This window comes from Arthrobacter sp. KUASC02, assembly GCF_059739395.1.
Map to the genome: position 1 here is coordinate 1,892,023 of NZ_AP046053.1, position 23,972 is coordinate 1,915,994.

At 66.9% G+C, this 23,972-nt stretch carries 21 protein-coding genes and 1 tRNA gene; 9 read left to right on the forward strand and 13 right to left on the reverse strand.

What is annotated here, in order from left to right; all coding sequences use genetic code 11:
- Positions 1-52: 52 nt before the first annotated feature.
- The 6 genes from AC6JAC_RS08635 to benA all read right to left on the reverse strand — a co-directional run bounded on the left by AC6JAC_RS08635 (position 53) and on the right by benA (position 8,445).
- Positions 53-2,968, reverse strand: coding sequence for a helix-turn-helix transcriptional regulator (locus AC6JAC_RS08635; RefSeq protein WP_497964289.1), 2,916 nt, complete (start codon positions 2,966-2,968; stop codon positions 53-55).
- Positions 2,969-2,992: 24 nt separating this feature from the next.
- Positions 2,993-4,525: an MFS transporter gene (locus AC6JAC_RS08640; RefSeq protein WP_497964291.1), complete on the reverse strand. Its 1,533-nt coding sequence runs from the start codon at positions 4,523-4,525 to the stop codon at positions 2,993-2,995.
- Positions 4,526-4,605: 80 nt separating this feature from the next.
- The gene (locus AC6JAC_RS08645) at positions 4,606-5,427 is read right to left on the reverse strand and encodes a 1,6-dihydroxycyclohexa-2,4-diene-1-carboxylate dehydrogenase (protein WP_497964293.1); all 822 of its coding nucleotides are present in this window, start codon (positions 5,425-5,427) and stop codon (positions 4,606-4,608) included.
- Complete coding sequence (benC, locus tag AC6JAC_RS08650; protein WP_497964295.1) at positions 5,424-6,476, reverse strand: benzoate 1,2-dioxygenase electron transfer component BenC; 1,053 nt, start codon at positions 6,474-6,476, stop codon at positions 5,424-5,426. Before benC ends, AC6JAC_RS08645 begins: the two co-directional genes overlap by 4 nt.
- A 23-nt stretch (positions 6,477-6,499) precedes the next feature.
- The gene (gene benB, locus AC6JAC_RS08655; RefSeq protein ID WP_497964297.1) at positions 6,500-7,042 is read right to left on the reverse strand and encodes a benzoate 1,2-dioxygenase small subunit; all 543 of its coding nucleotides are present in this window, start codon (positions 7,040-7,042) and stop codon (positions 6,500-6,502) included.
- A gap of 26 nt (positions 7,043-7,068) precedes the next feature.
- Positions 7,069-8,445 (reverse strand): benzoate 1,2-dioxygenase large subunit, encoded by a 1,377-nt coding sequence (gene benA, locus AC6JAC_RS08660; protein WP_497964299.1) that lies wholly within the window; start codon positions 8,443-8,445, stop codon positions 7,069-7,071.
- A gap of 263 nt (positions 8,446-8,708) precedes the next feature.
- Between benA and AC6JAC_RS08665 the strand changes: the two genes are divergently transcribed.
- From AC6JAC_RS08665 to catC, 3 genes are all read left to right on the forward strand, one after another.
- Positions 8,709-9,818, forward strand: a complete 1,110-nt coding sequence (locus AC6JAC_RS08665) for a mandelate racemase/muconate lactonizing enzyme family protein (protein WP_497964301.1) — start codon at positions 8,709-8,711, stop codon at positions 9,816-9,818.
- Positions 9,819-9,891: 73 nt separating this feature from the next.
- Entirely contained in the window at positions 9,892-10,755 is an 864-nt protein-coding gene (gene catA, locus AC6JAC_RS08670; protein WP_497966791.1) for a catechol 1,2-dioxygenase, read from the forward strand.
- A gap of 91 nt (positions 10,756-10,846) precedes the next feature.
- Positions 10,847-11,131, forward strand: a complete 285-nt coding sequence (gene catC / locus AC6JAC_RS08675) for a muconolactone Delta-isomerase (RefSeq protein ID WP_347895606.1) — start codon at positions 10,847-10,849, stop codon at positions 11,129-11,131.
- Positions 11,132-11,192: 61 nt separating this feature from the next.
- Here catC and AC6JAC_RS08680 read toward each other — a convergent pair whose 3' ends face one another.
- Positions 11,193-11,360, reverse strand: a complete 168-nt coding sequence (locus AC6JAC_RS08680; RefSeq protein ID WP_197024910.1) for a hypothetical protein — start codon at positions 11,358-11,360, stop codon at positions 11,193-11,195.
- 81 nt (positions 11,361-11,441) lie between these two features.
- Between AC6JAC_RS08680 and AC6JAC_RS08685 the strand changes: the two genes are divergently transcribed.
- Entirely contained in the window at positions 11,442-12,410 is a 969-nt protein-coding gene (locus tag AC6JAC_RS08685) for a GlxA family transcriptional regulator (RefSeq protein WP_028270113.1), read from the forward strand.
- Here AC6JAC_RS08685 and AC6JAC_RS08690 read toward each other — a convergent pair.
- From AC6JAC_RS08690 to AC6JAC_RS08715, 6 genes are all read right to left on the reverse strand, one after another.
- Positions 12,407-12,712 carry a protealysin inhibitor emfourin gene (locus AC6JAC_RS08690; RefSeq protein WP_497964304.1) on the reverse strand — a complete coding sequence of 102 codons (306 nt, stop codon included), beginning with the start codon at positions 12,710-12,712 and terminating at the stop codon, positions 12,407-12,409. The two genes, AC6JAC_RS08685 and AC6JAC_RS08690, sit on opposite strands and share 4 nt — an antisense overlap.
- A gap of 63 nt (positions 12,713-12,775) precedes the next feature.
- Positions 12,776-13,819 carry a M4 family metallopeptidase gene (locus AC6JAC_RS08695; protein WP_497964306.1) on the reverse strand — a complete coding sequence of 348 codons (1,044 nt, stop codon included), beginning with the start codon at positions 13,817-13,819 and terminating at the stop codon, positions 12,776-12,778.
- Between the two features lie 115 nt (positions 13,820-13,934).
- Positions 13,935-14,007, reverse strand: a tRNA-Arg gene (locus tag AC6JAC_RS08700).
- A gap of 87 nt (positions 14,008-14,094) precedes the next feature.
- The gene (locus AC6JAC_RS08705) at positions 14,095-15,606 is read right to left on the reverse strand and encodes an FAD-dependent oxidoreductase (protein WP_497966793.1); all 1,512 of its coding nucleotides are present in this window, start codon (positions 15,604-15,606) and stop codon (positions 14,095-14,097) included.
- Between the two features lie 5 nt (positions 15,607-15,611).
- Positions 15,612-16,484, reverse strand: coding sequence for an FAD:protein FMN transferase (locus AC6JAC_RS08710; protein WP_497964308.1), 873 nt, complete (start codon positions 16,482-16,484; stop codon positions 15,612-15,614).
- A 57-nt stretch (positions 16,485-16,541) separates the two neighbouring features.
- Positions 16,542-16,994, reverse strand: a complete 453-nt coding sequence (locus AC6JAC_RS08715; RefSeq protein ID WP_497964310.1) for an FMN-binding protein — start codon at positions 16,992-16,994, stop codon at positions 16,542-16,544.
- 239 nt (positions 16,995-17,233) lie between these two features.
- Here AC6JAC_RS08715 and argS point away from each other — a divergent pair, with 239 nt between their 5' ends.
- Genes argS through thrB form a run of 5 tightly spaced genes read left to right on the forward strand, consistent with a single transcriptional unit; the run spans position 17,234 to position 23,801 of the window.
- Positions 17,234-18,898 (forward strand): arginine--tRNA ligase, encoded by a 1,665-nt coding sequence (argS, locus tag AC6JAC_RS08720; RefSeq protein ID WP_497964312.1) that lies wholly within the window; start codon positions 17,234-17,236, stop codon positions 18,896-18,898.
- A gap of 5 nt (positions 18,899-18,903) precedes the next feature.
- A complete protein-coding gene (gene lysA / locus AC6JAC_RS08725; protein WP_497964314.1) occupies positions 18,904-20,388 on the forward strand; it encodes a diaminopimelate decarboxylase in 1,485 nt (494 codons plus the stop codon).
- Entirely contained in the window at positions 20,389-21,705 is a 1,317-nt protein-coding gene (locus AC6JAC_RS08730; RefSeq protein WP_497964316.1) for a homoserine dehydrogenase, read from the forward strand.
- Positions 21,706-22,812: a threonine synthase gene (gene thrC / locus AC6JAC_RS08735; RefSeq protein ID WP_497964318.1), complete on the forward strand. Its 1,107-nt coding sequence runs from the start codon at positions 21,706-21,708 to the stop codon at positions 22,810-22,812. It abuts the gene before it with no gap.
- A 2-nt stretch (positions 22,813-22,814) separates the two neighbouring features.
- Complete coding sequence (thrB, locus tag AC6JAC_RS08740; RefSeq protein WP_497964320.1) at positions 22,815-23,801, forward strand: homoserine kinase; 987 nt, start codon at positions 22,815-22,817, stop codon at positions 23,799-23,801.
- Positions 23,802-23,972: the final 171 nt, after the last annotated feature.

The window sequence follows — 23,972 nt, forward strand, 5'->3', positions numbered from 1 at the left end:
TACTGCGGCCGGGGCCGCCCGCTGTGTTCAGCGCCGGCACGTCCCCGGCCGGCTACGTGCCGGCCTCCGGCAGCCTGCCCGGGTAGGCAGCAGCCAGTCCCGAGCGCGAGGTGATCCGCAGCTTGGCGTAGATCCGGGTCAGGTGGTACTGCACGGTCTTGACCGAGACGTAGAGTTCCGCCGCGGCCTCCTTGTTGCTCAGGCCGGAAGCCACGAGGGCAGCCACGGCCTTCTCCTGTTCCGTGAGGTCCTCGGTTCCCTGCACTGTGGCGGCCCCGCCGGAGCTCACGCCGCTGGCCCGCATTTCACGGGAGCAGCGGTCCACATAGGCCTGGGCTCCCAAAACGGCGAACAGCTCACGGGCTTCGGCGAGGACGGCTGCGGCTTCCCGGCGCTTGCCTGCCCGGCGGAACGCCTGGCCGTAGGCGAACTTGACGCGTGCACGCGCGTACGGCATCGGCAATCCGTCCAGCCGGGCGAGGCCGCCCTGGAAGCTGCTGCGGGCGGCCTCCAGGTCTCCTGCGGCGGCCTGGATCCTCCCGCGGACGTAGGCCAGCCGTGCCAGGGTGGAGCGGTGCCCGCGGCTGGCGGCCAGCTCTTCATGCGGAGCGAGGAACGCATCGGCTTCGGCCACCCGGCCCACCATCACCAGGGCATTGGCGTAATGGTCCTGCCACGGCCAGAAACCCGGCTCATCAATGCCCGCGTCCCGCTGCATCCGCAACACCGGCAGCAGCGCGCGGATGACGCCGTCGTAATCGGCCTTTGTTTCAGCGACCTGTGCCCGTGCAAGGCACGACGGCAGCAGCATGGTGGCGTAGCTGTCGGCGGCGGCGGCCCCGCGTTCCAGATGGTGCTCCGCGGCGCCCCAGTTGCCGCGCAAGGCATGGATCTGGGCTCCGCTCCAATGCAGCAGCGGCCGGAGGAGTTCGATCCCGGACTCCTCCTGCAGGCCAACGGCATTGTCGACGGTCTGCAGCGCGTCATCCCAGGCGCCCAAGGCGAAATCCGCCCGGGCCAGCCAGCCCTGCGCCCACAGCGAAATGCGCTGTGATCCGTGGGCGAATTCGGTGGGCACTGCCCCCGCCAGCTCGGCCCGGGCCTCTTCGACCCGGTCCCGGGCAAGGTGCAGCCAGCCCTTGCCCGTGTCGGTCCGTTGGCGCTGGGCACCGGCCTCGGGGAACCTGTCCGCGTCCCGGTAACTCTGATCGGCCTCGGCGTAGCGGCCCATGGCGCCCAGTCCGAGTCCTTCGATGGCCTGCGCCTCCACCGCAGGCGGGCTTCCCGGAGGAGAGTGCCTGCGTGCCCGCTCTGCCCACATCACCAGGTCCTTCCCGTGGAAGCGGGCCAGGGCGTGCAGGACCTGCCGCTGGCAGATGCTGCCGGCCGTGCCGGCACCGGAAGCGGGGTCGACGGCGGTCCAGGCCTTCTGCAGCAGGGCCTCCGCCTGCGCCGGACGGCCGCGCAGGATGGCCAGGTAGCCCCGGACCGCATCGCTGCCTGGGCCGGGGGCGAAGGCCTCCAGGGCGTCCAGCGCCGCGACGGCCCGGGGGAGCTCGCCTGCGCCCACCATGGCATCGACTGCCCTGATCATCAGTGCTTCGCGATCCGCAGGCAGCGGACTGAGCCGTGCTGCCTGGGCGAAGGCGTCAGCCGCCCGGTGCCAGGCACCGGAGGCCGCAAAGCCTTCGGCTGTTGTTCGGAGTTCCGCTGCCAAGGAAGCATCGGGCAGCAGCGCTGCCGCGGCGCGGTGTTTCAGCTGCTGGACCGGTGCGGGCAGGATGTCGGCGGCGGCGGTGTGGAGGGCCGCACGGCGGCCCGGGCCGAGCTGCCCGTACACGGCCGCGCGGAGTACCGGCCGCGGAAAGGCCAGCCATGTTTCGGCTCCGGTCATGCTCACCCGCAGGAGGCCGGCCGCGTCAGCGGGGTCGAGGGCGGCAACGGCGTCCGTCACTCCGGCCAGCTCCGCTGCCAGGGCGAGCCGTGACCGGATTCCCAGGACGGCTGCCGCCTCCGTCAGCGCAGCAGCCGCCGCCGGAAGGCGGCGGAGGGTGGCCGCCACCGAGGCGACACATTTATCGGGGGCCGGAAACGTCTCCGGGCTCCCGGACCAGACGGATACCGGGAACTGTTCCAGCAACGGGAGGATCAGCGCCGGGCTGCCGCCCGTGTGTTCCACCAGCATGCGGGCGGCCGACGCCGGGAGGCCGGCTCCGGCGGAGCCGTCCCACATCGCCGCAACCTCGTCCGCGGTCAGCGGCTGGAGGTGGATGGCTGTGGCCCGGTGCAGCTCCGTCAGGGCGGTCAGCCCGGACCGCAGTTCTGTGTATTTTGACTCCTCTCGGCTACGTGTGTTCCCTGTGGTCTCCGTGTTCCCTGTGATTTCGGCGCTTTGGGTGGGCCCGGCATCCGGGTCAAGGCACACGATGGTCAGCAACGGCAGCGGACCTACCCTGCGGAGTGCGTACAGGAGTGCCTGCTGGGAGGGAACGTCCGCCAGATGGAGGTCGTCCACCCACACGATCAGCATTCGGCCGTTGGCGGCCAGCCGGTTGAAGGCGGCGAGGAGCATGTCGCCATGGCGCCGTACCCCATCGGCGGGGCGGGCGGAAGGTTCAGAGGTGCCAGCGCCTGCGTCTGGCCCCGGGCCGGTGCCCGTGACAGTGTCCGGGCCGGTGTATGTGCCCGTATCTGTGCCTGGGCACGGTGCGAGCAGTTGCTCGACCACCCCGAAGTCCCGGTGCGTTTCCCAGAGCGCCCCGGCGGCATTGAGCACAACGGTGCCCTCCCGGGCGGCGTCCGGATGCCCGAGGAAGGCGCGGGCCAGGGCGGTCTTGCCCATGCCTGCGGCGCCGGTGATCACAGCCTGGGCGGGCGCGCCGCAGCGGGCGGACTCGAGCAGGTCCAGCAATTGCCGGCCCTGCCGTGTCCGCCCGCTCGGGAACTGTCCGGCGTCGTTGTCAGGCATGGTTCCTAAGGGTATCGGACCCGGTCACGCTCCCCAGTGCCCCGAACCCTGGGGAACGGATTCCTGGGGAACGGATTCCCGGGGAACGGAATCCTGGGGAACAGGCACCTGTTGAACATCGGCGCGGCCGCTTCCGCCGTCGACACCGGAGCTTCGGTGCCGGCGGACGAAGACGGTGACCACGCCGCCGGCCAGTGCCACCGCGGCAAAGACGATGAATGCCACGTTGCTGGGTGCTTGGGCGCTGATCAGGAAGCCGCCGACGAGGGGGCCGAAGATGCCGCCGAGCCGGCCGAATCCTGCGCACCAGGCGACGCCGGCACCCCGCGCCGGAGTGGGGTAGTAGTTGGAGACGAATCCGTATACGAGCACCTGGGTGCCCAGGCTCCCCACGCCGGCGAAGGCTACGGCAACCAGCAGGACCGGCAACGGGAAGTCGAAGGTCAGCAGGACCAGGGCGCCGGCGGCGATGACGAACGTGGTGGCAACGATGGCGCGGGGTCCGAACCGGTCGGCCGACCGGGAGGCGACGAGCCCGCCGATGACCGCACCGGCATTCAGGGCCAGGAGGAAGGTGAGCGAGTACGTTTTTCCGTAGCCGTGCTGTCCCATGATCTCCGGGAGCCAGGTGTTCAGGCCGTAGGTCAGGAGCAGCCCGCAAAAGCTCATGAGACCGAGCAGAATGGTGGGCGTGCGGTAGTTCCCGCTGGCCAGGGCAGCGAATCCGGCCAGCTGGCGGCCGCCCCTGCCGACCGCCGGGGGCGGCGCCACGGTGCCGGCGCCCGCTGCCTTGCCGGTTGCGTGGCCTGTTGCGTTGCCGGTTGCGTTGCCTGTTGCCATGCCTGGGGCCGACCCTGCGGCCGGGCCGCCTGTCGCCGGGTCTTCCAGCGGGATGCCGGTCTTCACGGACAACCGGATGGCGTCCTCCGTGCGTCCCCGGGCCAGGAGCCACCTGGGCGATTCCGGCAGCTTGAAGTACGCCAGCGGGAACAGGATGACCAGGGGGAGGGCGCCGATCATGAACAGGCCCCGCCAGTCGGTGACTCCGCCCAGCATGATGGCGAGGAGCGACGCCAGCAGGCCGCCGGCAGGCACCCCCGAGTAGACGATCGCGTTGTAGAAGTTGCGCTTCCCGGCGGGGGCAAATTCGGCGACGACGGCGCCCGCCGTTGCGACGAGGGCACCGACGCCGATCCCGGTGAGGAACCGGAGGATGCCGAAGGCCGGGACGCTGGCAGCCATGGCGGTGAAGGCCATCCCAAGGGAGAACCAGACGATGTTGATGAGCATCATTTTGCGGCGGCCCAGGAAATCGCCCACCGCGCCGGCGGTGAGGGCTCCCACCATGACGCCCATCAGTGCATAACTGCCGAGCGCACCTGCCTGGGCGGCGTCCAGCGCGCCGAGCTGGGACGGGTCCCTGAGAAGCGACGAGACCACGGTTCCGTAGACCACGAGGTCGTAGCCGTCGAACAGCAGGGCAGCCGCAGCAACGGCTATCACCCAGCGGACGGTTTTCTTGCGGGTTGCATCAGTGGATGCGGATAGAGCGTTCATAGTGGGCTCCAGTGCTTGGGCCGCGTCATTGCGGCCGGGCGGGTTTTAGCCGGGGGTGCTGCAAAAAACGTTGGGCCGAATCAGCCCAGGTCGCCTCCGGCGACGGCCAGGACACTGCCGGTGATGTACGAGGCTTCGTCCGAGGCCAGGAACACGATGGGGCCGGCCTGTTCGTCAAGGGTGCCGTAACGCTTCATGAGCGAGGAGTCGATGGTCTGCTCCACGATCTGCCGGTACCAGGCCTTTTCCGTCTCGCTCTCGGGCCGGGGTCCGCGGGCCACCTTGCGGGGCGGCGCTTCAGTGCCGCCCGGAGCAGTGGCCACCACGCGGATTCCGTGCGGGGCGGCCTCAAGGGCCAGCGCGGCCGTGATGGCTTTCACGCCGCCCTTGGCCGCGGCATACGGCACGCGGTTGACGCCGCGTGTGGCCACGGAGGCTACGTTCACAATCACGCCGCCCTGCTGGCTGATCATGTGCGGCATAACGGCCCGGCATGTCCACAATGTGGGGAACAGCGAGCGCTGGATTTCCAGGCTGATCTGCTCCGGCTCGTAATGTTCGAACGGCTTGGCCCAGATGGTGCCGCCCACGTTGTTGATCAGGACGTCGATCCGTCCGTGGCGGGCCACCGCAGCGTCGATGGCGGCGCCGGCCCCGGCGTAGCTTTCCAGGTCCGCAGTGACGGCGGACGCGGAGCCGCCATCCGCCGCGATCTGCCCGGCGGCGTCATGGACGAGGTCGGCGCGGTCCACCAGGACGGTGTCTGCTCCCTCGGCCGCGACGCGTGCTGCGACGGCCCGCCCGATGCCCTGGGCAGCCCCGGTCACCACCACAACCTTTCCGGCGAACCGGCCCGGGCTGATGGCCCGGGGCCTGCCGCCGGCGAGGTTTGCCGGGTTCAAGCGACGGCTCCCGTGAGTGCGGGGGCTGCCACGGTGCTGCCGACGGCAAAGCGCTCGTAGTAGAAGTTGGCGGGTGTGATCCCCTGGACGTCCCAGTACTTGCGGACGGCGTCCACCATGGCGGGCGGACCGCAGAGGTAGACGTCCACGTCGCCGTCGTTCAGTTGGGCGGCGGTGATGTACTGGGTCACGTACCCCTTGTTGACGGCGGCGCTCGCCGGATCGGCCACGCAGAAGTCGAAACTGAAGTTCTCGATGGCGCCGGCGTACTGCTGGAGCTTTTCCAGCTCCACGAGGTCCTTGTCGAAGGTGACGCCGTAGACGAGGTGTACGGGATAAGCAGGGGGTTCTTCGAGGCCAGTGGCGATCTTTTCCAGCATGGACAGCAGGGGTGCGATTCCGGTGCCGCCGGCCAGCATGAGCACCGGCCGTTTGATGTCGCGCAGGAAGAAGCTGCCCATGGGCCCGGTGAGCGGGATGGTGTCCCCGACCGCGGCGCGCTCCTTGAGGTAGGTGGTCATGGCGCCGTCAGGAGCCGTGCGGATGAGGAACCGGAGTTCCTCGGCGGACGGGCCGCTGCTGAATGAGTAAGAGCGGGCTGCCGTTGTGCCGGGCACGGCGAAGTTCATGTACTGGCCGGGAAGGAACTTCAGGTCGCCGCGGTTCTCCACGCTGAGCGTGAGTGCGGCGGTGTTGTCCGCGAACCAGGTCAGGTCCCTGACGGTGCCCTCGAACGCCGTGGCGCCGGCTTTGGCCATCTCGGACGTGCCGGCGATCTGCAGCACAAGGTCGGTCTCCGGGACCATCTGGCAGGGGAGGCAGAAGCCCTTCTCGGCTTCGTCGTCGGTGAGGGCCTCCTCAATGTAATCGCCGCCGTCGTACTTGCCGGATTCGCAGAAAGCCTTGCAGGTGCCGCAGGCGCCGTCGCGGCAGTCGAACGGAATGTTGATGCGGTTCTTGTACGCGGCGTCAGCAACGGTCTCGTATTTGTTCGCGGTCACAAACCGTGTGACGCCATCCTCGAAGCTGAGGGCAATCTGGTAACTCATGGGGGCTCGATTCGTTCGAAAAATCAGATGTGGTAAACGTCCACGATGTGGTGGATATAGTCGTTCTTGAGGACGACCTTCTTCTTCGTGATCACCGGCTGCGTGCCGGAGTAATCGATCGTGTAGAACGAGGTGCCGAAGTACGGATCGATGTTCTGGTACCGGTAGTAGAGCGTGTGCCAGTTGAACCGGATGTCCACTTGCTCGCCGTGCCAGCCGATGACCTCAACGTTCGTGATGTTGTGGCCCGTCCGCGGTTCGGGGAGGCTGGTTGCGCTGGAACGGTCCGTCTTGATCCGGAACACGCGGTCCTCAAGGCCGCCGCGGTTGGCGTAGTAGATCAGTGAAATTTCGCGCTTGGGGTCGCTGGTGAGCTCGTCGTCGTCGGCCCAGGCGGGCATCCAGAACTCTGCCTCGGGGTGGTAGCAATCAAGCCAGCGGTCAAACTCGCGGTCGTCCAGGAACCGCGCTTCGCGGTACAGGAACGCGCGGATTTCCTCCAGCGTGGCGAGGCCGCCTGCAGCCTCGGAAGCGTCCGGGTTTGCGACGTCGGTGGTCTGGGTCATGGGGTTCTCCTCGGTCTCGTTCCGGTCTAGTTCCGGGTTGCAGCGTCTGCTGCTTCGGCGGCATCGGCGGTTGCCGCCTTGCGCATGGTCTCCACCCAGTAGCCGTGCTGGATCGGATAGAGCCCTTCATCTTCAGTCCGGGCACCGCTGGAGATGGGCTTGAGGCCGATGACCTCTGCGTTGGCGTCCGGGCCCTGGATCTGGTGGGTGACGCCGCGGCTGAGGTCGTTCCAGGGCGCTGCGGTGGCCAGGTAGGTTTTCTGGCAGGAGCGGAATTCCTCAAGGTCATCCGGGGTGGCCATGCCGGAGGCGTTGAAGAAGTCCTCGTACTGGCGGATGCGGCTGGCCCGTGCTTCGTCGCTTTCGCCCTTGGGCGCGATGCAGTAGATGGTCACTTCGGTCTTGTCCACGGAGATGGGGCGGAAGTGCCGGATCTGCGAGCCGAACTGGTCCATCAGGTACACATTCGGGTACAGGCAGAGGTTGCGGGAGATGTTGATCATCCAGTCGGCCTTGGCCTCGCCGTACTTCTCCACGAGCTCGTCGCGGCGGTCGAACAGCGGGCGGTTGCTGGGGTCCAGCCATTCGGTCCACAGCAGCAGGTGGCCGTGGTCGAAGGAGTAGTAGCCGCCCTTCTGTTTGGCCCAGCCGCCGGCATCCATGTTCTTGGTTTCGTTGGCCGACTCGCCGGTGGTGCGGCGTGCGGTGGTGGCGGCGTAGTTCCAGTGCGTGGCGGACACGTGGTAGCCGTCGGCGCCGTTTTCGGCCTGCAGTTTCCAGTTGCCGTCGTACGTATACGTGGATGCGCCGCGCAGCACTTCCAGGCCGTCGGGGGACTGGTCCACGATCATGTCGATGATCTTGGTGGATTCGCCGAGGTGGGCTTCCAGGGGCAGCACGTCCGGGTTGATGCTGCCGAACAGGAAGCCGCGGTAGCTTTCGAACCGGGCCACCTTGGTCAGGTCGTGGGAGCCGTCCTTGTTGAACTGTTCCGGGTACCCGGCGTCGCGGGGATCCTTCACCTTGAGCAGCTTGCCGGTGTTGTTGAAGGTCCACCCGTGGAAGGGGCAGGTAAACGTGGTGCGGTTGTCTGTCTTGCGCCGGCACAGCATGGCGCCGCGGTGGCTGCACGCGTTGATCAGGGCGTTCAGTTCGCCCTGCTTGTCGCGGGAGATGATGATCGGCTGGCGGCCGATGTACGTGGTGAAGTAGTCGCCCACGTTGGGGATCTGGCTGTCGTGGGCCAGATAAACCCAGTTGCCTTCGAAGATGTGCTTCATTTCGAGCTCGAACAGGTCTTCGTCCGTGAAGATGCTCCGCTTGGCGCGGAAGATGCCGTTCTCGAGATCCTCCACAAGGGCCTGGTCGAGGTGGGCTTGGATGCCCGCCAGGGTCTCTGTCATGTTGGCTCCTATCGGTATCGGGCGGCGTTGCCCGGATCGCCGGGCTGCAGTGCCCGGCGGACCGCCGAATGATCGGTCGGTCAAAGGTGAGTGGACCCCAGTCTGCCAGCGGGTGGTGCACGTCACACTAGGCATTTGCCTAGGTTTGGCTAGGCGGCTATTCAGACTTTCAGCGTCTGAAATTGGCGTAATTGAGTATTTGTTGGATGCCAAATTCGGCCCTACGCTGTTGAAGCAACAACCACCCGGACCGGAAGGCTCCCGTGAAAATCACTGCCATCGAGGCGATCCCGTTCGCCATTCCGTATACGAAGCCCCTGCGCTTCGCCAGCGGCGAGGTGCATACCGCGCTGCACGTCCTGGTCCGGGTCTTCAGCGACGACGGAATCGTGGGTGTGGCCGAGGCGCCGGCCCGCCCGTTCACCTACGGTGAGACGCAGGAATCCATCGTCGCGGCGATCCGTACTCTGTTCGCGCCGTCGATTGTCGGCATGTCCGTCATGGACCGTGAAGCCATTCACGCGGTAATGGACAGGACGGTGGGCAACCCGACCGCGAAGTCAGCCCTGGACATGGCGCTCTGGGATGTGATGGGTAAGACCCTCGGCCAGCCCGTGACCGCCCTGCTGGGCGGTTTTTCGGACAGCATGCGGGTCAGCCACATGCTCGGTTTCGCCGAGCCCGCCAGGATGGTGGCCGAGGCGGAGCGCATGCGCGGGACGTACGGGATCACCACCTTCAAGGTCAAGGTGGGCCGGAAGCCCTTCATGCTCGACGTCGACGTCTGCCGGGCCCTGCGGGAAGGCCTTGGCGGGGACATCGAGCTGTACATCGACGGCAACCGGGGCTGGACGCCGTCGGAGTCCCTCCGGGCACTCAATGCCATGGCGGACCTTGACCTCACGCTTGCCGAGGAGCTGTGTCCCGCCGATGACGTGCTGGGCCGCAAGTGGCTGGTGGAGCATTGCCCCGTGCCGTTCGTGGCGGACGAAAGCGCCACGACGCCGGGCGAAGTTACCCGTGCGCTGCTCTCCGGCGCCGCCAACGCTGTCAGCATCAAGACGGCACGCACGGGCTTTTCGCACTCGCAGCGGGTGCTGTTCCAGTGTGACGGCCTCGGTGTGGAGGTGGTCATGGGCAACCAGATCGACGGCCAGCTCGGCACGCTCTGCACCGTCACGTTCGGGGCTGCCTATAAGTCCACAACGCAGCGCGCGGGGGAGCTGTCCAACTTCCTGGACATGAGTGACGACCTCCTGGCCGTACCGCTGGAAATCGTGGACGGCAGGCTCCTTGCCAGGCAGACTCCCGGGATCGGGATCGAGATCGATCCGGAGAAGCTGGCGAAGTACCGCCTTGACGACCCCCGCTGAACCCAAGAACCCAAACCCCACAACCATGGCGCCCGCACCGCAGCCGGCGCCGGATGAAGAAAGTGAGTCAATGATGACAACCGAACTCAGCGAATTTGATGCCAAGGCTGCCGAATCCGGCAGCCTTGCCACCGAGCGTTTCCGCGACAGCGGCAAGACGGCGGCACTCGACGTTCCCCAGGAACGGGTGTCCCTGCTGGCCAACGAGGTCCTGGGCGCCGTTTACGAGACCATCCGCAAACACAAGGTCACCTATGACGAGTTCAACGCCCTGAAGTCCTGGCTGATCAGCGTTGGCGAGGACGGCGAATGGCCGCTGTTCCTGGACGTCTGGGTGGAGCATGTGGTTGAAGAGGTATCCACGGAGGACCGTGAGGGCAACAAGGGAACCATCGAGGGGCCCTACTACGTTCCCGGCTCACCGCAGCTGGCCACTCCGGCAACGCTGCCGATGCGCGAGGACGAGGGCGGCACCCCGCTGCTGTTCCAGGGCCAGGTCCGTGCCGTCGACGGCACGCCCCTGCCCGGAGCCCATGTAGAAATCTGGCACGCGGACGACAACGGCTTCTACTCCCAGTACGCTCCCGGCCTGCCCGAGTGGAACCTGCGAGGCACCGTGGTGGCCGATGCCCGCGGCAACTTTGCGCTGAACACCGTCCAGCCCGCCCCGTACCAGATCCCCACCGACGGCGCCTGCGGCAAGCTCATCGCCGCCGCCGGCTGGCACGCCTGGCGCCCGGCGCACCTTCACCTGAAGGTGTCCGCCCCCGGCTACCAGCTGCTCACTGCGCAACTTTACTTCGAGGGGGACCAGCACCTGTCCGACGACATCGCCTCGGCGGTCAAGTCGGAACTGGTCCTGAGCCCGGCAGCACGCGACGGCGGCGCCGGCAATGAAGTTACCTACGATTTCGTGTTGGACGCCGAGCGCGCCTGACCGGCAGGAAGCCCGGCTGCCAGGCGGCAGCCGGGCCGACAAACACAACGGGTCCGCCAATACGGGCCCGTGAACAGGAAGGGAAGTTCCAGTGCTTTTCGCAGTGCGTATGGACGTCAGCATTCCGCAGGACATGCACGGGCCGGCCAAGGCGGAACTGCTCGCCGCCGAAAAAGAGTATTCGCAGGACCTGCAGCGCAAGGGCGAATGGCGGAGCATCTGGCGCTGCGTGGGTGAATACGCCAACATCAGCATTTTCGACGTTTCCGGTAACGAGCGGCTGCATGAAATTCTTTGGGGGCTGCCGCTCTTCCCGTACATGACGATGGATATCACGCCGTTGGCGGTGCATCCCTCCGACATAGCCCTCGGCTAAGGGAGGCATCAACGCTAAGAGGGACCCGGCTCATTCCTGGGCCGGGTCCCTTCGTGGTTGCTCAGTAGTTCCGCAGGGTGTAGCTGATGCTCGGAAGGTCCAGTGCAGACCAGTCGCGCTCTGAACGTTCGGGAGGCGTGTGGCCCCGTCCGTCCTTGAGGAGTGCGGCGATGGTCGCCGACAGGATGACGAGCAACAGGACGATGAGTGCAACTCCGATGGTTTCCATGCCTCTATGTTTCTCCGGTTGCCGGCAACAAAACAGTGGCAGAAATGCCCAAAAAGCTATAATTTCTGCCACAATGGAAGCATGCTCAAATCAGTGGCAGTGATCGTTGTTCCCAACTTCTCCATCTTCGAGTTCGGGACCGCATTCGAAGTGTTCGGCATCGACAGGTCGGCCCGGGGGACCGGTGTGCCGGCGTTCGATTTCCGCGTCTGCACGCCGGAACCGGGCGATGTCCGGCTCAAGTCCGGGCTGTCCATGCACGTCGAGCTGGGGCTGGAAGCGGCCGCCGATGCCGATCTGGTGATCATGGCTCCCTACGGCCACGACCAGGATGTCCCGGAAGAAGTGCTGGATGCACTCCGCGCGGCCCATGCCCGCGGCGCCTGGGTGTTGTCCATCTGTTCCGGCGCCTTCGCCCTGGCGCGTGCCGGCCTGCTCGACGGCCGGCGGTGCACCACGCACTGGCACTATTCCCCGGAACTGGCCAGCCGCTACCCGGCGGCACTGGTGGACGAGAACGTCCTGTACGTCCAGGACGGCCGCATCATTACCAGCGCCGGCACCGCGGCCGGCATCGATGCCTGCCTTCACCTGGTGAGGGTGGAACTTGGTGCCGGCGTGGCGGCCAGCATCGCCCGGGACATGGTGGTCCCGCCCCATCGCGACGGCGGGCAGGCCCAGTTCATCGACCGTCCGATCCCTGCCTGCGGCTCACAGCCCATGGAGGAACTGCTGCAGTGGATGGTCCGGAACCTGGAGCAGGACCACACCGTCAACGAACTTGCCGCGCGGGTGCACATGTCGCCGCGGACGTTCGCGCGCCGCTTCCGGTCCGAAACGGGTGCCACCCCTGCAGCCTGGCTCAACTCCCAGCGCGTGCTGCGGGCGCAGGAACTCCTGGAATCCACCGAACTCAACATTGACGAGATCGCCCGTGAGTCGGGCTTCGGACACTCAGTGCTGCTCCGCCACCACTTCGGCAAAGTGCTGGCCACGAGCCCGCAATCCTACCGGCGGGCGTTCCGCGGCCACCTCGAACCTGCCCTTTAGCGCCCTGCGTCCGGGGTGCCGTTCCGGGCGGCTTCGGCCGCTTCCCGGGTATTGTCGACGAGGACCCGCCACGGGCCGGTGAGGGATTGCTCCGGAAGGGTGGCGCGGTGCTGGCCGGCCTTGATGGAGTACATGAACCTGTCCGGCTGGCCGCCGGCTTCAGCGGAGCGCGGAACGGCATCCCAGGGGCACGCCTCAACGAGCGGCCCCCAGCGGCTCTTGTCCGAGGGGGTGGTGGCCTGGACGCTCCATACCCGCTTGAGCGCAGCAATCCCGCCGCTGCGCTGGACAGTGATCTTCATGGCCTGGTTCCTGTGCTTCCGTTACTGCCTGGCCGCCGGCTGACCCCTCCGGCGGCGTTCCAGTTACAGCTTTACCTTCACAGTTTCCCACGCCTTCCGGACGGCGTCATGTTCCGGTGAACCAGCACCGAACAGTTCCGCCGCTGACGCGGCGGTGGCCTTGGCGAACCTGGTGAACGTGGCGTTGGCCGGGAGGGAACCGCCGGTGAGCGTGTCATACCAAATGCGGCCCGGGGTCTCCCAGGCGTTGCCGCCAAGAGCCGAGGCCACGAGGTAGAACGCCCGGTTGGGGATGCCGGAGTTGATGTGCACCCCGCCGTTGTCCGCGCTAGTACGGACATAGGAGTCCATCGAGTCCGGCTGGGGGTCCTTGCCCAGCACGTCGTCGTCGTAGGCGGTGCCGGGAGCCTTCAGCGACCGCAGGGCCGCGCCTTGCACCTGGTCCGTGAACAGGCCTTCGCCGATCAGCCAGCTGGCCTCCGCAGCCGTCTGCTGCGCGACATACTGCTCCACGAGTGCGCCGAACACATCCGAGAGCGACTCGTTGATGGCACCGGCCTGGTTCCGGTAGACGAGACCGGCGGAGTGCTGCGTGACGCCGTGCGCCAGTTCGTGGCCGATGACGCTCAGGGAACGGGTGAAGCGATGGAATATTTCGCCGTCGCCGTCGCCGAACACCATCTGGTGTCCGTCCCAGAAGGCATTGTCGTAGAGCTTGCCGAAGTGGACGGTGGCATCAAGCGGCAGTCCCCGGGCGTCAATCGAATTCCGTCCGAAGGCCTCGGTGTAGAGCCGGTGGGTGTGGCCCAGGCCGTCGTAAGCCTCGTCCGCCGACGCGTCTCCCGTAGCGGGTTCCCCCTCCTTGCGCACCAGCTGCCCGGGCAGGGATTCGGAGGTCTTGGCGTCATAGACCGTGCGGTTCGGCGGCCCGGGCTGGAGCTGCCGGACTCCGGACGGAACCGCCGGCAGCGGAAGCGCCCGGGTTGCCTGGATGGTCCTGACATGGAGCAGTGCTTCCTTCGCCGCCCGGGCCACCTTGTTCAGGCGGGGTTCGTCCTGAGCCGCCAGGCGCCGCAGCATGTAGGGCGGAATGATGGAGCAGTACATAAAATGTCCCCTTTACTCGTCGGCGATGGAAACAGCCTACGAGGGGGTGCCGACATTGCGGCGGGACACGCTTTAAGCAGGAAACCCCGCCAGCTGGGCTGGCGGGGTTTGTCTGTGCCCTCGATAGGATTCGAACCTACGACCTTCTGCTCCGGAGGCAGACGCTCTATCCCCTGAGCTACGAGGGCAGTCAGGGTTCCTGCCGTTGCCGGCGGGACGTCCTAGAGCTTAGCAGGAAGGTGGCCCCCAAAGGAAAATCGGGTCCATATCGGCGCTCAGTAGCCCGCGAACGAGTCCGTACGGATGCGCCGCGCACCGGCGCTGCGGGCGGCGGAGCGCAGTGACCGCACGCTGGCGGGCGAGCCGGAAACGAACACGTCGCGCGAGGCAATGTCCGGAACAAGTTTCTTGAGCGCCGCGGCGTCGAGCCGCGCCGGCGGGCGGGAAACCTTGCCGGCGTCCTCCATGAACGGCGGCGGTGCGGAGCCGTCGGAGAGCCTGGCGATAACCCGTGCACCGGACTGCTCCAGGGTGTCAGCGTAAGCGAGTTCCGCCGTCGACTTGGCCAGGTACAGCAGGACGACGTCACGGTTCTTAGCCGCGCCTGCGGCGAGCTGGGCCAGGTAGGGCGTGATGCCGATGCCGGCCGCCACCAGCAGGACCGGCCCGGTCTGGCCGCGGGGCAGGACGAAGTCGCCGCCCACCGCCGTGGCAGTCACCGAGTCCCCGGGCTGCAGTGCGAGCAGGGCGCGCTTGGCGGCGGACACCGGTTCGGCTGTGCCCACGCCGATGGTCACGTCCCGGGCATCCGGGGCGCTGGTCAGGCTGAAGACCCGGCGCCAGCCCTTGCCGTCGGAGTTGGCATGCGGCAGGTGCAGTTCCATGTATTGTCCCGGCGCGAACCTGACCGCGCGTTCGGGCCGGAAGCTGAATTCCGTGGTCGTCGGCGTGAGGGGCCGCGATTCCTGGAAGTTGAGGCGGATGCCGCCGCGCTGGCCGGCCAGGAAGGCAATCAGGTTCCCCGCCAGCAGGGCCAGCTCCGGAGAGTTGGCCACGAAGCCCAGGTTGTAGGGGACGGCAAAGACCACGCCGACGACGGCGGCGAGCGCCAGCTGCTGCCAGCGCCGGGGCGGCAGGGTCAACGGTTCGGTCAGCATAAAGCCCACGAAGAACAGCACGGGGCGCTGCGCCAGGGGCTGCCACAGGGCCTGGCCGGCGGACATGCCGGCCCGGAGCAGCTCACTGGCCACGATGGATACGGAAACCGCAGTGAACACGGCGCCCATGAGCATCTTCCGGGTGCGGTAAAGGACCAGCAGGATGCCCGGGACGATGAGGAAAAGCATGGCGGGGGTGGCCGCCCACCACGTGGCGATGTTCAGGCCGGTCAGCCCGGCCGCAAATGCCCCGGCGGCGGCCGGGTTGAAGATGTGCCTGCCGCGCCAGGCCAGGGCGTATTTCGAGGCCGATGCCAGGACGCAGGCGATCGCGACGCCGGCAATATCCAGCATTTTGAAACTGGGCCAGAACAGGAAGTACAGCAGCAGGCCGGTGATCAGCGAGGATTCCGAATGCGGCCGGACATGGAACAGGGCGGCGAGCCCGCGGTTGGAGGCGTAGGTGAGTCCCAGGCAGAGCGCCAGATGGGTGAGCATCTCCGGGATGCCGAACGTGAGCCAGCCCAGGACATTAAGCAGCAGGCTATACGCGGCCAGGACCGCAAGAACCCACAACACCAGGCGGTACATGGTGAAGCGGTTCAGGGACGTGTCCACCCGCTGGATCATCGAACTCATTCGAACAGCACTCCTTCGAAACCTGCTGAGTAGGCGGCACTTCCGTCCGAGAAAACCGTAAGCCAGGAAAATCCAAAATCCTGCTGAAGCGCCTTCCCGGATACGAAGAACAAAGCTGTGGCCAGGGCATCGGCCGTCATGGCGTCCTCGGCCAGCGCCCAGGTGGCCACCACGGTTCTGACCGGCGACCCGGTGGTGCCGTCCAGCACGTGGTGCAGCCCGTCGCCCCACGCCCGGCGGTTCGCTGCCGAGGCGCACAAGGCGCCCGCGCCCAGGCTGATGGTGCCGATGGCCCGGCCTGGATCGTACGGATGCTCCAGTGCCACGGTCACCGGAACCGGTCCGGAATTGAGGAGGTCGCCGCTGGCATCGATGAAGTGTTCGCCGGCGCCCTGGGACCGGAGCTCCGCTGCGAGCAGGTCGGCCAACTGCCCCTTGCCGGCAGCGCCGACGTCCAGCACCACGGGAGCCGTGGTGGTCAGCACGGCATCGTCCCAGTCCAGGACGTCGTCCCACCGCGGGGCGGGAACGGGTGTCCCGCGGGGCCGGAGCGAATAGTCCGGGCCGTATCCGAGCTGCTCCAGGCTGCCGCCGATCAGCGGCGTCATGGCGCCTTCAGTCAGGCGGTAGAGGCTGCGGTACAGGCGGCCCAGTGCGCCTGCACCGTCCGGCATCCGGAAGCGGCCGGGCTCCCTGGCCGCCCGCGCGACGGTCGAGTCCGCCCTGAAACGGGACCACGCGGCGTCGTACTTCTCCACCACGTCGAGCAGCCGGCGGCGCTGGCTGCCGTCCAGGGTGACCGGCGTTGAAATCTCCCAGCTGGTTCCGATTCCGTCGAAACTGAACGCTGCCCAGCCCGGGTGCGGCACGTTATCTCCTCTTGACGCGGTATGGGGCGGCTGCTGCGCTGTTGGTACGGGGGCGGCCTACTGGGCCTCGGATTTGATCTTCTCGACGGCCTGGTTGAAGCCGCCGCTGGTGAGGGATGAACCGGCTACTTTCGAAACATTCAGCTCATCCAGGTTCTTGCCCACGATCTGCGCCGCGATACCGCCGGCGAACTCGCCCTGGAACTTGCGGGTGTTGGGGTTGGAAGGATGCTGGGTGATGTTCACGCCGGACACGGTGCCGCCGGACAGCGTCAGCTCAACGCCCACAGTTTCGGTGCCGTTGGGGGAGACGTAGTTTCCGTCGGCGCTGTAGGTGCCGTCCTTGTAGCCGGACGCGGCCGACGACGAGGTGCCGGCTGCCGGGGCGCTGGACGAGGGAGCGGATTGGGCGGCGGGTGCCTGGGCGGACGGCGCGCAACCGGCCACGGTTCCGATCAGGGACATGCCGGCGATGCCGACGAAGACGCTCTTACGTACCGGGAAGCTCATGCGGGGGCTCGTTTCGTATGGTTGCGGGCAGATGCGTGCCGGGCTGGTACCGGCACCGCAGGGACAGGATCCAGTCAGGCAGTTACAGGATGGACAACGTTGGAATCAGCGTAATGGTTCAGCCTGTGACGAACCCGATTCAATTCTGTGAGCCTTCTTACTCCTGTGCGCCTTCTAGACGGCGTCATGGCACCGCCGAGGATTCCGCGGGTTTTGCGGGCCACCGGTAGGCTAGATGCGTGACTCCCGAAGAACTCTCCCTCGCCATATCCGCCTGCCTGAAAGACGCCGTCGCCGCCGGCGAAATTACTCTTTCCGCATCAGCCGTGCCGGACGAGGTGCGCGTGGAGCGGCCCAAGAACCGGGACCACGGTGACTGGGCCACCAACATTGCCCTCCAGCTGTCCAAGCAGGCCGGTGTTAATCCCCGGGAATTCGCCACCATCCTCAGCACGCGGCTCAAGGGCATTGACGGCGTTTCGGCCGTGGACATCGCCGGTCCGGGCTTCCTGAACATCACGGTGGACGCCGCAGCTGCGGGCACCCTGGCCAAGGCCATCGTCGAAGCGGGCCCGGCGTACGGCACCAACTCGGCGCTCGCCGGCCACGTGGTCAACATGGAATTCGTCTCCGCCAACCCCACCGGGCCGCTGCACATCGGCCACACCCGCTGGGCCGCGCTGGGCGACTCGATCGCCCGCGTCCTCCGGGCCTCCGGCGCGACAGTCACCGCCGAGTACTACATCAACGACGCCGGGTCGCAGATGAACGTCTTCGCCCATTCCGTGCTGTCCCGGCTGCATGGCCGCGGTGTGCCGGAGGGCGGCTACCCCGGCCAGTACATTTCCGACCTTGGCCACCATGTCCTGGCAGACCACCCGGACATCCGGGAACTGACCGACGTCGCGGCGCTGCCGGTCATCCGCAGCGCGGCGTACAAAGCGCAGATGAAGGACATCAAGGACACCCTCGCCGACTTCGGCGTCGCCTTCGACGTGTACTTTTCCGAGCAGGAACTGCACGACGCCGGCGCCATCGAAAGTGCCGTTGCCCGCCTTCGCGAGCAGGGCCACGTGTTCGACGACGGCGGCGCCGTCTGGCTGCGCACCACGGACTTCGGGGACGACAAGGACCGCGTGATGATCCGCGCGAACGGCGAACCGACCTACTTCGCCGCCGACGCCGCCTACTACCTTTCCAAGAAGGACCGCGGCTTCGACCAGAAGATCTACCTGCTGGGAGCGGACCACCACGGCTACATCCACCGGCTCAAGGCCATCGCCGCAGCGGCCGGCGACGACCCTGAGGCCAACATCGAGGTGCTGATCGGCCAGCTCGTGTCGGTGAACGGCGCCAAGCTGTCCAAGCGCGCGGGCAACATCATCGAGCTCAAGGACCTGATTTCCTGGCTGGGCAAGGACGCCGTCCGTTATTCGCTGGCGCGTTTCCCCGCAGACTCCCCGCTCACCCTGGACCCCGATCTCCTGAAGAAGCACAGCAACGAGAACCCGGTGTTCTACGTCCAGTACGCGCATGCCCGCTCCCGCGGCGCCGCCCGCAACGCCGTGGCGGCCGGCGTCGACCGCACCGTTGACGGGAAGGACGTGTTCGACGCGTCCTTGCTGGACCACCCCACGGAGAACGAACTGCTGTCCTACCTGGGCAGCTACCCGTCCATCGTGGCCAAGGCCGCCGAACTGCGCGAACCGCACCGCGTGGCCCGCCACCTGGAGCTCATCGCCGGCGCCTACCACCGCTGGTATGACGCCTGCCGCATGGCGCCGCAGGGCGACGAGGCCATCACCGACGTCAACCGCACCCGGCTGTGGCTCAACGACGCCACCAGCCAGGTGCTGGCCAACGGACTGGAACTGCTTGGCGTTTCGGCGCCGGAACGGATGTGACCCCCATGTCAGCACAGCACGGGAAATCCTCAGATTACGCATCCCCGCTCGCCCCGGAGTGGCTTGCCGTCCCCGCAGACCTCAACAGGCTCCACGAGCCCCTCTGGGCGGCCGGCGTTGCCCGGAACGACGCCGGTGAACTCGCCATTGACGGCATCCCGGTCAGTGAGCTCCAGCGCCAGTTCGGCACGCCGCTGTTCGTGATGAGCGAGAACGACTTCAGGGCACGTGCCCGGGCTTTCAGTGACGCTTTCAACGACGCCTTCGCCGACATCTGCGGGGGAGTGGATGTCTACTACGCAGGCAAGTCATTCCTGTGCACCGCCGTCGTCCGCTGGGTTGAGGAAGAAGGGCTGCGCCTGGACACCGCCTCCGGCGGGGAACTCGCCGTCGCGGACCGCGCAGGCATCCCGGGCGCCGACGTCGCCCTGCACGGCAACAACAAGTCCGACGCTGAGATCCACCGTGCGCTGGACATGAAGCTGGGCCGGATTGTGGTGGACAGCCTCGCCGAGCTGGAGCGCGTCGCCAAGATCGCGTCCGAACGCGGCGAAACCGCCAGGGTGATGCTGCGGCTCACGCCCGGAGTGCACGCCCACACGCACGAGTTCATTGCCACCGCCCATGAAGACCAGAAGTTCGGCCTGTCCATGGCGGAGGACACCACGGACCAGGCGGGCCTGTCCGCGGCCGAGGAAGCCGTGGCCGCCGCCACGAGCTACCACAGCATTGAACTCCTTGGCCTGCACTGCCACATCGGCTCGCAGATCTTCGAACCGGACGGCTTCGCGCTGGCCGCAGTGAAACTGCTCAAGTTCCTCGCGTCGATGCAGGAGAAATACTCCATCGTCCTGCCCGAACTGGACCTCGGCGGCGGATACGGCATCGCCTACACGCCGGTGGACACACCGCGCCCGGCGGCAGAGATCGCCCAGGCGATGGCCGCTGTCGTGCGTTCCACGTGCGCCGAACTGGGCATCGACTCGCCCCGGATCTCGATTGAACCGGGACGCGCCATCGTAGGCAGCTCCACGTTCACCCTGTACGAGGTGGGAACCCTCAAGACCGTCCGCGTGGACGCTCCGGCAGCCGAAAATGCCGGGAATGCCGGGGAAAACGTTACGTACACGCGCCGCTATGTGTCGGTGGACGGCGGCATGAGCGACAACGCCCGCCCGGTGCTCTACGACGCGGATTATTCGGCGATTGTGGCGTCGCGTACCTCCGGGGCCGCGCCGCAGCTGTCCCGCGTAGTGGGCAAACATTGCGAGAGCGGCGACATAGTTGTTAGAGATGTATATCTGCCCGAGGACGTGGCAGCCGGTGATCTGCTCGCTGTACCGGGGACCGGCGCCTACTGCTGGGCCCTCTCCAGCAACTACAACTATCTGGCCCGGCCGGGCGTTGTCGCTGTGCGCGACGGATCTGCCCGGCTGATTGTCCGCGGGGAAACCGAACAAGATCTGCTGAACCGCGACATGGGAGTCTGAATGACTGAATTGCGAACCCTGAAAGTAGCCCTGCTGGGCTGTGGCAACGTTGGGGCTCAGGTGGCGCGGATTCTGATTGATGACGCCGAATCACTGGCCGCCCGCACCGGAGCCCGACTGGAGCTGACCGGCATCGCCGTTCGCACCATCGATGCGCCGCGAGACGTCGAGCTGCCGCGGGACCTGTTCACCACGGATGCTGAAACCCTGGTCAAGGACGCCGACCTCGTCATTGAACTGATGGGCGGCATCGAGCCGGCCCGTTCCCTGATCCTCAGCGCCATCCAGAACGGCGCCAGCGTGGTCACCGGCAACAAGGCCCTGCTGGCCCAGGACGGCCCCACGCTGTACGAAGCGGCAGACAAGGCCGGCGTCCAGCTGTCCTATGAAGCCGCCGTGGCCGGCGCCATCCCGATCCTGCGTCCCATCCGCGACAGCCTCTCCGGCGACCGCATCACCCGTGTCCTGGGCATCGTGAACGGCACCACCAACTTCATCCTTGACCAGATGGACACCACCGGTGCGCAGTTCGCCGACGCCCTCGCCGAGGCGCAGCGCCTCGGCTACGCCGAAGCGGACCCCACCGCCGACGTCGGCGGCCTCGACGCCGCCGCCAAGGCGACCATCCTGGCCTCGCTGTCGTTCCACACACGGTTCGACCTCGAGAACGTCCACTGCGAAGGCATCACCGAAGTGAGCGCCGCGGACATCGCCGCTGCCAAGGATGCCGGGTTCGTCATCAAGCTCCTGGCCATCGCCGAGAAGCTTGTTGCGGCCGACGGCAGCGAAGGCGTTTCCGTCCGCGTGCACCCCACGCTGCTGCCGCGGGAGCACCCGCTGGCCGCCGTTCACGGTGCCTTCAACGCCGTCTTCGTGGAAGCGGAAAACGCCGGCGAACTCATGTTCTACGGCCAGGGCGCCGGCGGCACCCCCACCGCGTCGGCCGTGCTGGGCGACCTCGTCTCCGCGGCCCGACGGATTGTCCTGGGCGGCCCGGCGCAGATCGAGACCACCAACGGCCAGGTGCCGGCCCTGCCCATCGACGCCGTCAACACCAGCTATTACATCGGCCTGGACGTTGCCGACCAGCCCGGCGTTCTGGCCAAGATCGCCCAGCTCTTCGCGGAGCACGGCGTGTCCATCGAGATCATGCGCCAGACCATCCACCGTGACGCCGATTCCAACGTGGAATCTGCCGAACTGCGGATCGTCACCCACCGCGCAACCGAAGCTGCACTGGCAGCGACCGTCCAGGCCGTGAAGGGCCTGGACGTCATCAATTCCGTTACATCCGTACTGCGGGTAGAAGGAGTCTAAGTGGCTCACCAATGGCGCGGTGTCATCCGCGAATACGCTGATCGTTTGCCCGTAACGGAAAGCACCAAGGTCATCACCCTCGGTGAGGGCGGCACGCCGCTTGTCCACGCGCAGAAGCTCTCCGCGCTGACCGGGTCCACTGTGTACCTGAAGGTCGAAGGCATGAACCCCACCGGCTCCTTCAAGGACCGTGGCATGACCATGGCCATGACGGCCGCCGTGGCCTCGGGCGCCAAGGCAGTGGTGTGCGCCTCCACCGGCAACACGTCAGCGTCCGCAGCGGCCTACGCCACGGCAGCCGGCCTCCAGTGCGCCGTCCTGGTGCCGGAGGGCAAGATCTCCATGGGCAAGCTGAGCCAGGCGATCGCCCACGGCGCCACCCTCCTGCAGGTGGACGGGAACTTCGACAACTGCCTGGACATCGCCCGGAAACTGGGGGAGTCCTACCCCGTTTTCCTGGTGAACTCCGTCAACCCGGCCCGGATCCAGGGGCAGAAGACCGGTGCCTTCGAAGTGGTGGATGCGCTCGGCGACGCCCCGGACATCCACGTCCTCCCGGTAGGCAATGCCGGTAACATCACCGCGTACTGGAAGGGGTACAAGGAGTACTCCGCCCCGTTCGAGTCCGAAACCGCCGGCACGCTGCCCGCCGTGTCCACCAGGACCCCGCAGATGTGGGGATTCCAGGCCGCCGGCGCTGCACCGTTCGTCGCAGGCCACCCCATCACGGAGCCGGACACCATCGCCACGGCAATCCGGATCGGAAACCCCGCCTCCTGGGACGGTGCCATCGCAGCCCGTGACGAGTCCGGCGGATTCATCGACGCCGTGACGGACGATGAGATCCTCGCCGCGCACCGCTGGCTTTCCGCCAAGGAAGGCGTCTTCGTGGAACCCGGTTCCGCCGCAGGCGTCGCCGGCCTGATCAAGAAGCATGCCGCGGGGCAGGTTCCCACCGGCAAGACCATCGTGATCACCGTGACCGGCCATGGCCTGAAGGACCCGCAGTGGGCGCTGCGCACCGAAGACGGCAGCGACGTCCAGCCCGTCAAGGTGTCCAACGACGTGGTCACCGTGGCCGCCGAACTTGGCCTGGAAGAAAAATAGCCTTGGAAACCACCCTCACCGTGCCGGCCGAGTCAGCTGCCGGGGCTCCGGCAGTTCCGGCCGGGCAGTTGGTAACCGTCCGCGTGCCCGCCACCAGCGCCAACCTCGGCCCCGGCTATGACAGCCTGGGGCTCGCACTCTCGCTGCACGACACGCTGACCGTTGAAACCCTGGGCAGCGGCGAGCTCGAGTTCGAACTGAGCGGCGAGGGTGCGGAGACGCTTCCGCGCGATGCGAGCCACCTGGTGGTCAAGGCCATCACCGAGGCCCTGCACCGGCTGGGCTTCCGGCACCAGGGCCTGAAGATCACGGCGGACAACGTCAACCCCCACGGCCGCGGCCTGGGCTCTTCGGCCTCGGCCGTGGTGGCCGCGGTCACGGCCGCGAATGCGCTGGTGCCGGAGCCGTCCCGCCGCGGCAAGGACTGGATCCTGCAGCTCACCAGCGAGATGGAAGGCCATCCTGACAACGTGGCACCGGCCATATTCGGCGGCCTGGCGCTGTCATGGCAGGACAGTGACCAGTACAGCAGCACCTGCGCCACAGTGTCGGATTCGGTGATCCCGGTCGTTGCCGTACCTGACTATGAGCTGTCCACCGAAGCGGCACGCGCACTGCTGCCGGCATCGGTGGGCCACCATGCTGCCGCCATGAACTCGGGCCGGGCCGCGCTGCTCATCCATGCCCTCACCGGCAAGCCGGAATTCCTGCTGGCCGGCACGGAGGACTACCTCCACCAGAGCTACCGCGCGGAAGCCATGCGCCCCAGCGCGGACCTGATCCGTGCGCTGCGTTATGCAGGACACGCTGCCGTTGTTTCCGGCGCCGGACCGACTGTCCTGGTCCTCGCCAACGGGGAAGAAGAGGCCGCCGCAGTGGTGGGCTTCATCGAGGCCTACACGCGGGCCAACACGCCGGATGTCGGCTGGCGTGTGATGAAGCTGGCGGTGGACGTTGAAGGTGCTAAAGTGGGAGTGCACCGGCGGTAATCCCGCAGGCAGTTTAAAGAAACCCGCAGTCACGACGAATCCGATGTTGGCCATGGCGCCTGTCTAATCGTTTGCTGCTCTGAACTTCAACTGCGCAACAGTCTCCGGTGCCGCCTGCTTTGGTCTGTCGCAGGAATCTGCAGAATCGCTCTGCACCCCTGAACCGTCAGT

What these genes read in the sequence shown, in the direction of transcription:
- AC6JAC_RS08685 (WP_028270113.1), top strand. Translation starts at nt 11,442, where the DNA reads ATGCTCAAATCAGTGGCAGTGATCGTTGTTCCCAACTTCTCCATCTTC.
- benC (WP_497964295.1), bottom strand. Translation starts at nt 6,476, where the DNA reads ATGAGTTACCAGATTGCCCTCAGCTTCGAGGATGGCGTCACACGGTTT.
- AC6JAC_RS08635 (WP_497964289.1), bottom strand. Translation starts at nt 2,968, where the DNA reads ATGCCTGACAACGACGCCGGACAGTTCCCGAGCGGGCGGACACGGCAG.
- AC6JAC_RS08640 (WP_497964291.1), bottom strand. Translation starts at nt 4,525, where the DNA reads ATGAACGCTCTATCCGCATCCACTGATGCAACCCGCAAGAAAACCGTC.
- AC6JAC_RS08705 (WP_497966793.1), bottom strand. Translation starts at nt 15,606, where the DNA reads ATGATCCAGCGGGTGGACACGTCCCTGAACCGCTTCACCATGTACCGC.
- catA (WP_497966791.1), top strand. Translation starts at nt 9,892, where the DNA reads ATGACAACCGAACTCAGCGAATTTGATGCCAAGGCTGCCGAATCCGGC.
- AC6JAC_RS08730 (WP_497964316.1), top strand. Translation starts at nt 20,389, where the DNA reads ATGACTGAATTGCGAACCCTGAAAGTAGCCCTGCTGGGCTGTGGCAAC.
- AC6JAC_RS08690 (WP_497964304.1), bottom strand. Translation starts at nt 12,712, where the DNA reads ATGAAGATCACTGTCCAGCGCAGCGGCGGGATTGCTGCGCTCAAGCGG.
- AC6JAC_RS08695 (WP_497964306.1), bottom strand. Translation starts at nt 13,819, where the DNA reads ATGTACTGCTCCATCATTCCGCCCTACATGCTGCGGCGCCTGGCGGCT.
- AC6JAC_RS08680 (WP_197024910.1), bottom strand. Translation starts at nt 11,360, where the DNA reads ATGGAAACCATCGGAGTTGCACTCATCGTCCTGTTGCTCGTCATCCTG.
- lysA (WP_497964314.1), top strand. Translation starts at nt 18,904, where the DNA reads ATGTCAGCACAGCACGGGAAATCCTCAGATTACGCATCCCCGCTCGCC.
- benB (WP_497964297.1), bottom strand. Translation starts at nt 7,042, where the DNA reads ATGACCCAGACCACCGACGTCGCAAACCCGGACGCTTCCGAGGCTGCA.
- AC6JAC_RS08715 (WP_497964310.1), bottom strand. Translation starts at nt 16,994, where the DNA reads ATGAGCTTCCCGGTACGTAAGAGCGTCTTCGTCGGCATCGCCGGCATG.
- benA (WP_497964299.1), bottom strand. Translation starts at nt 8,445, where the DNA reads ATGACAGAGACCCTGGCGGGCATCCAAGCCCACCTCGACCAGGCCCTT.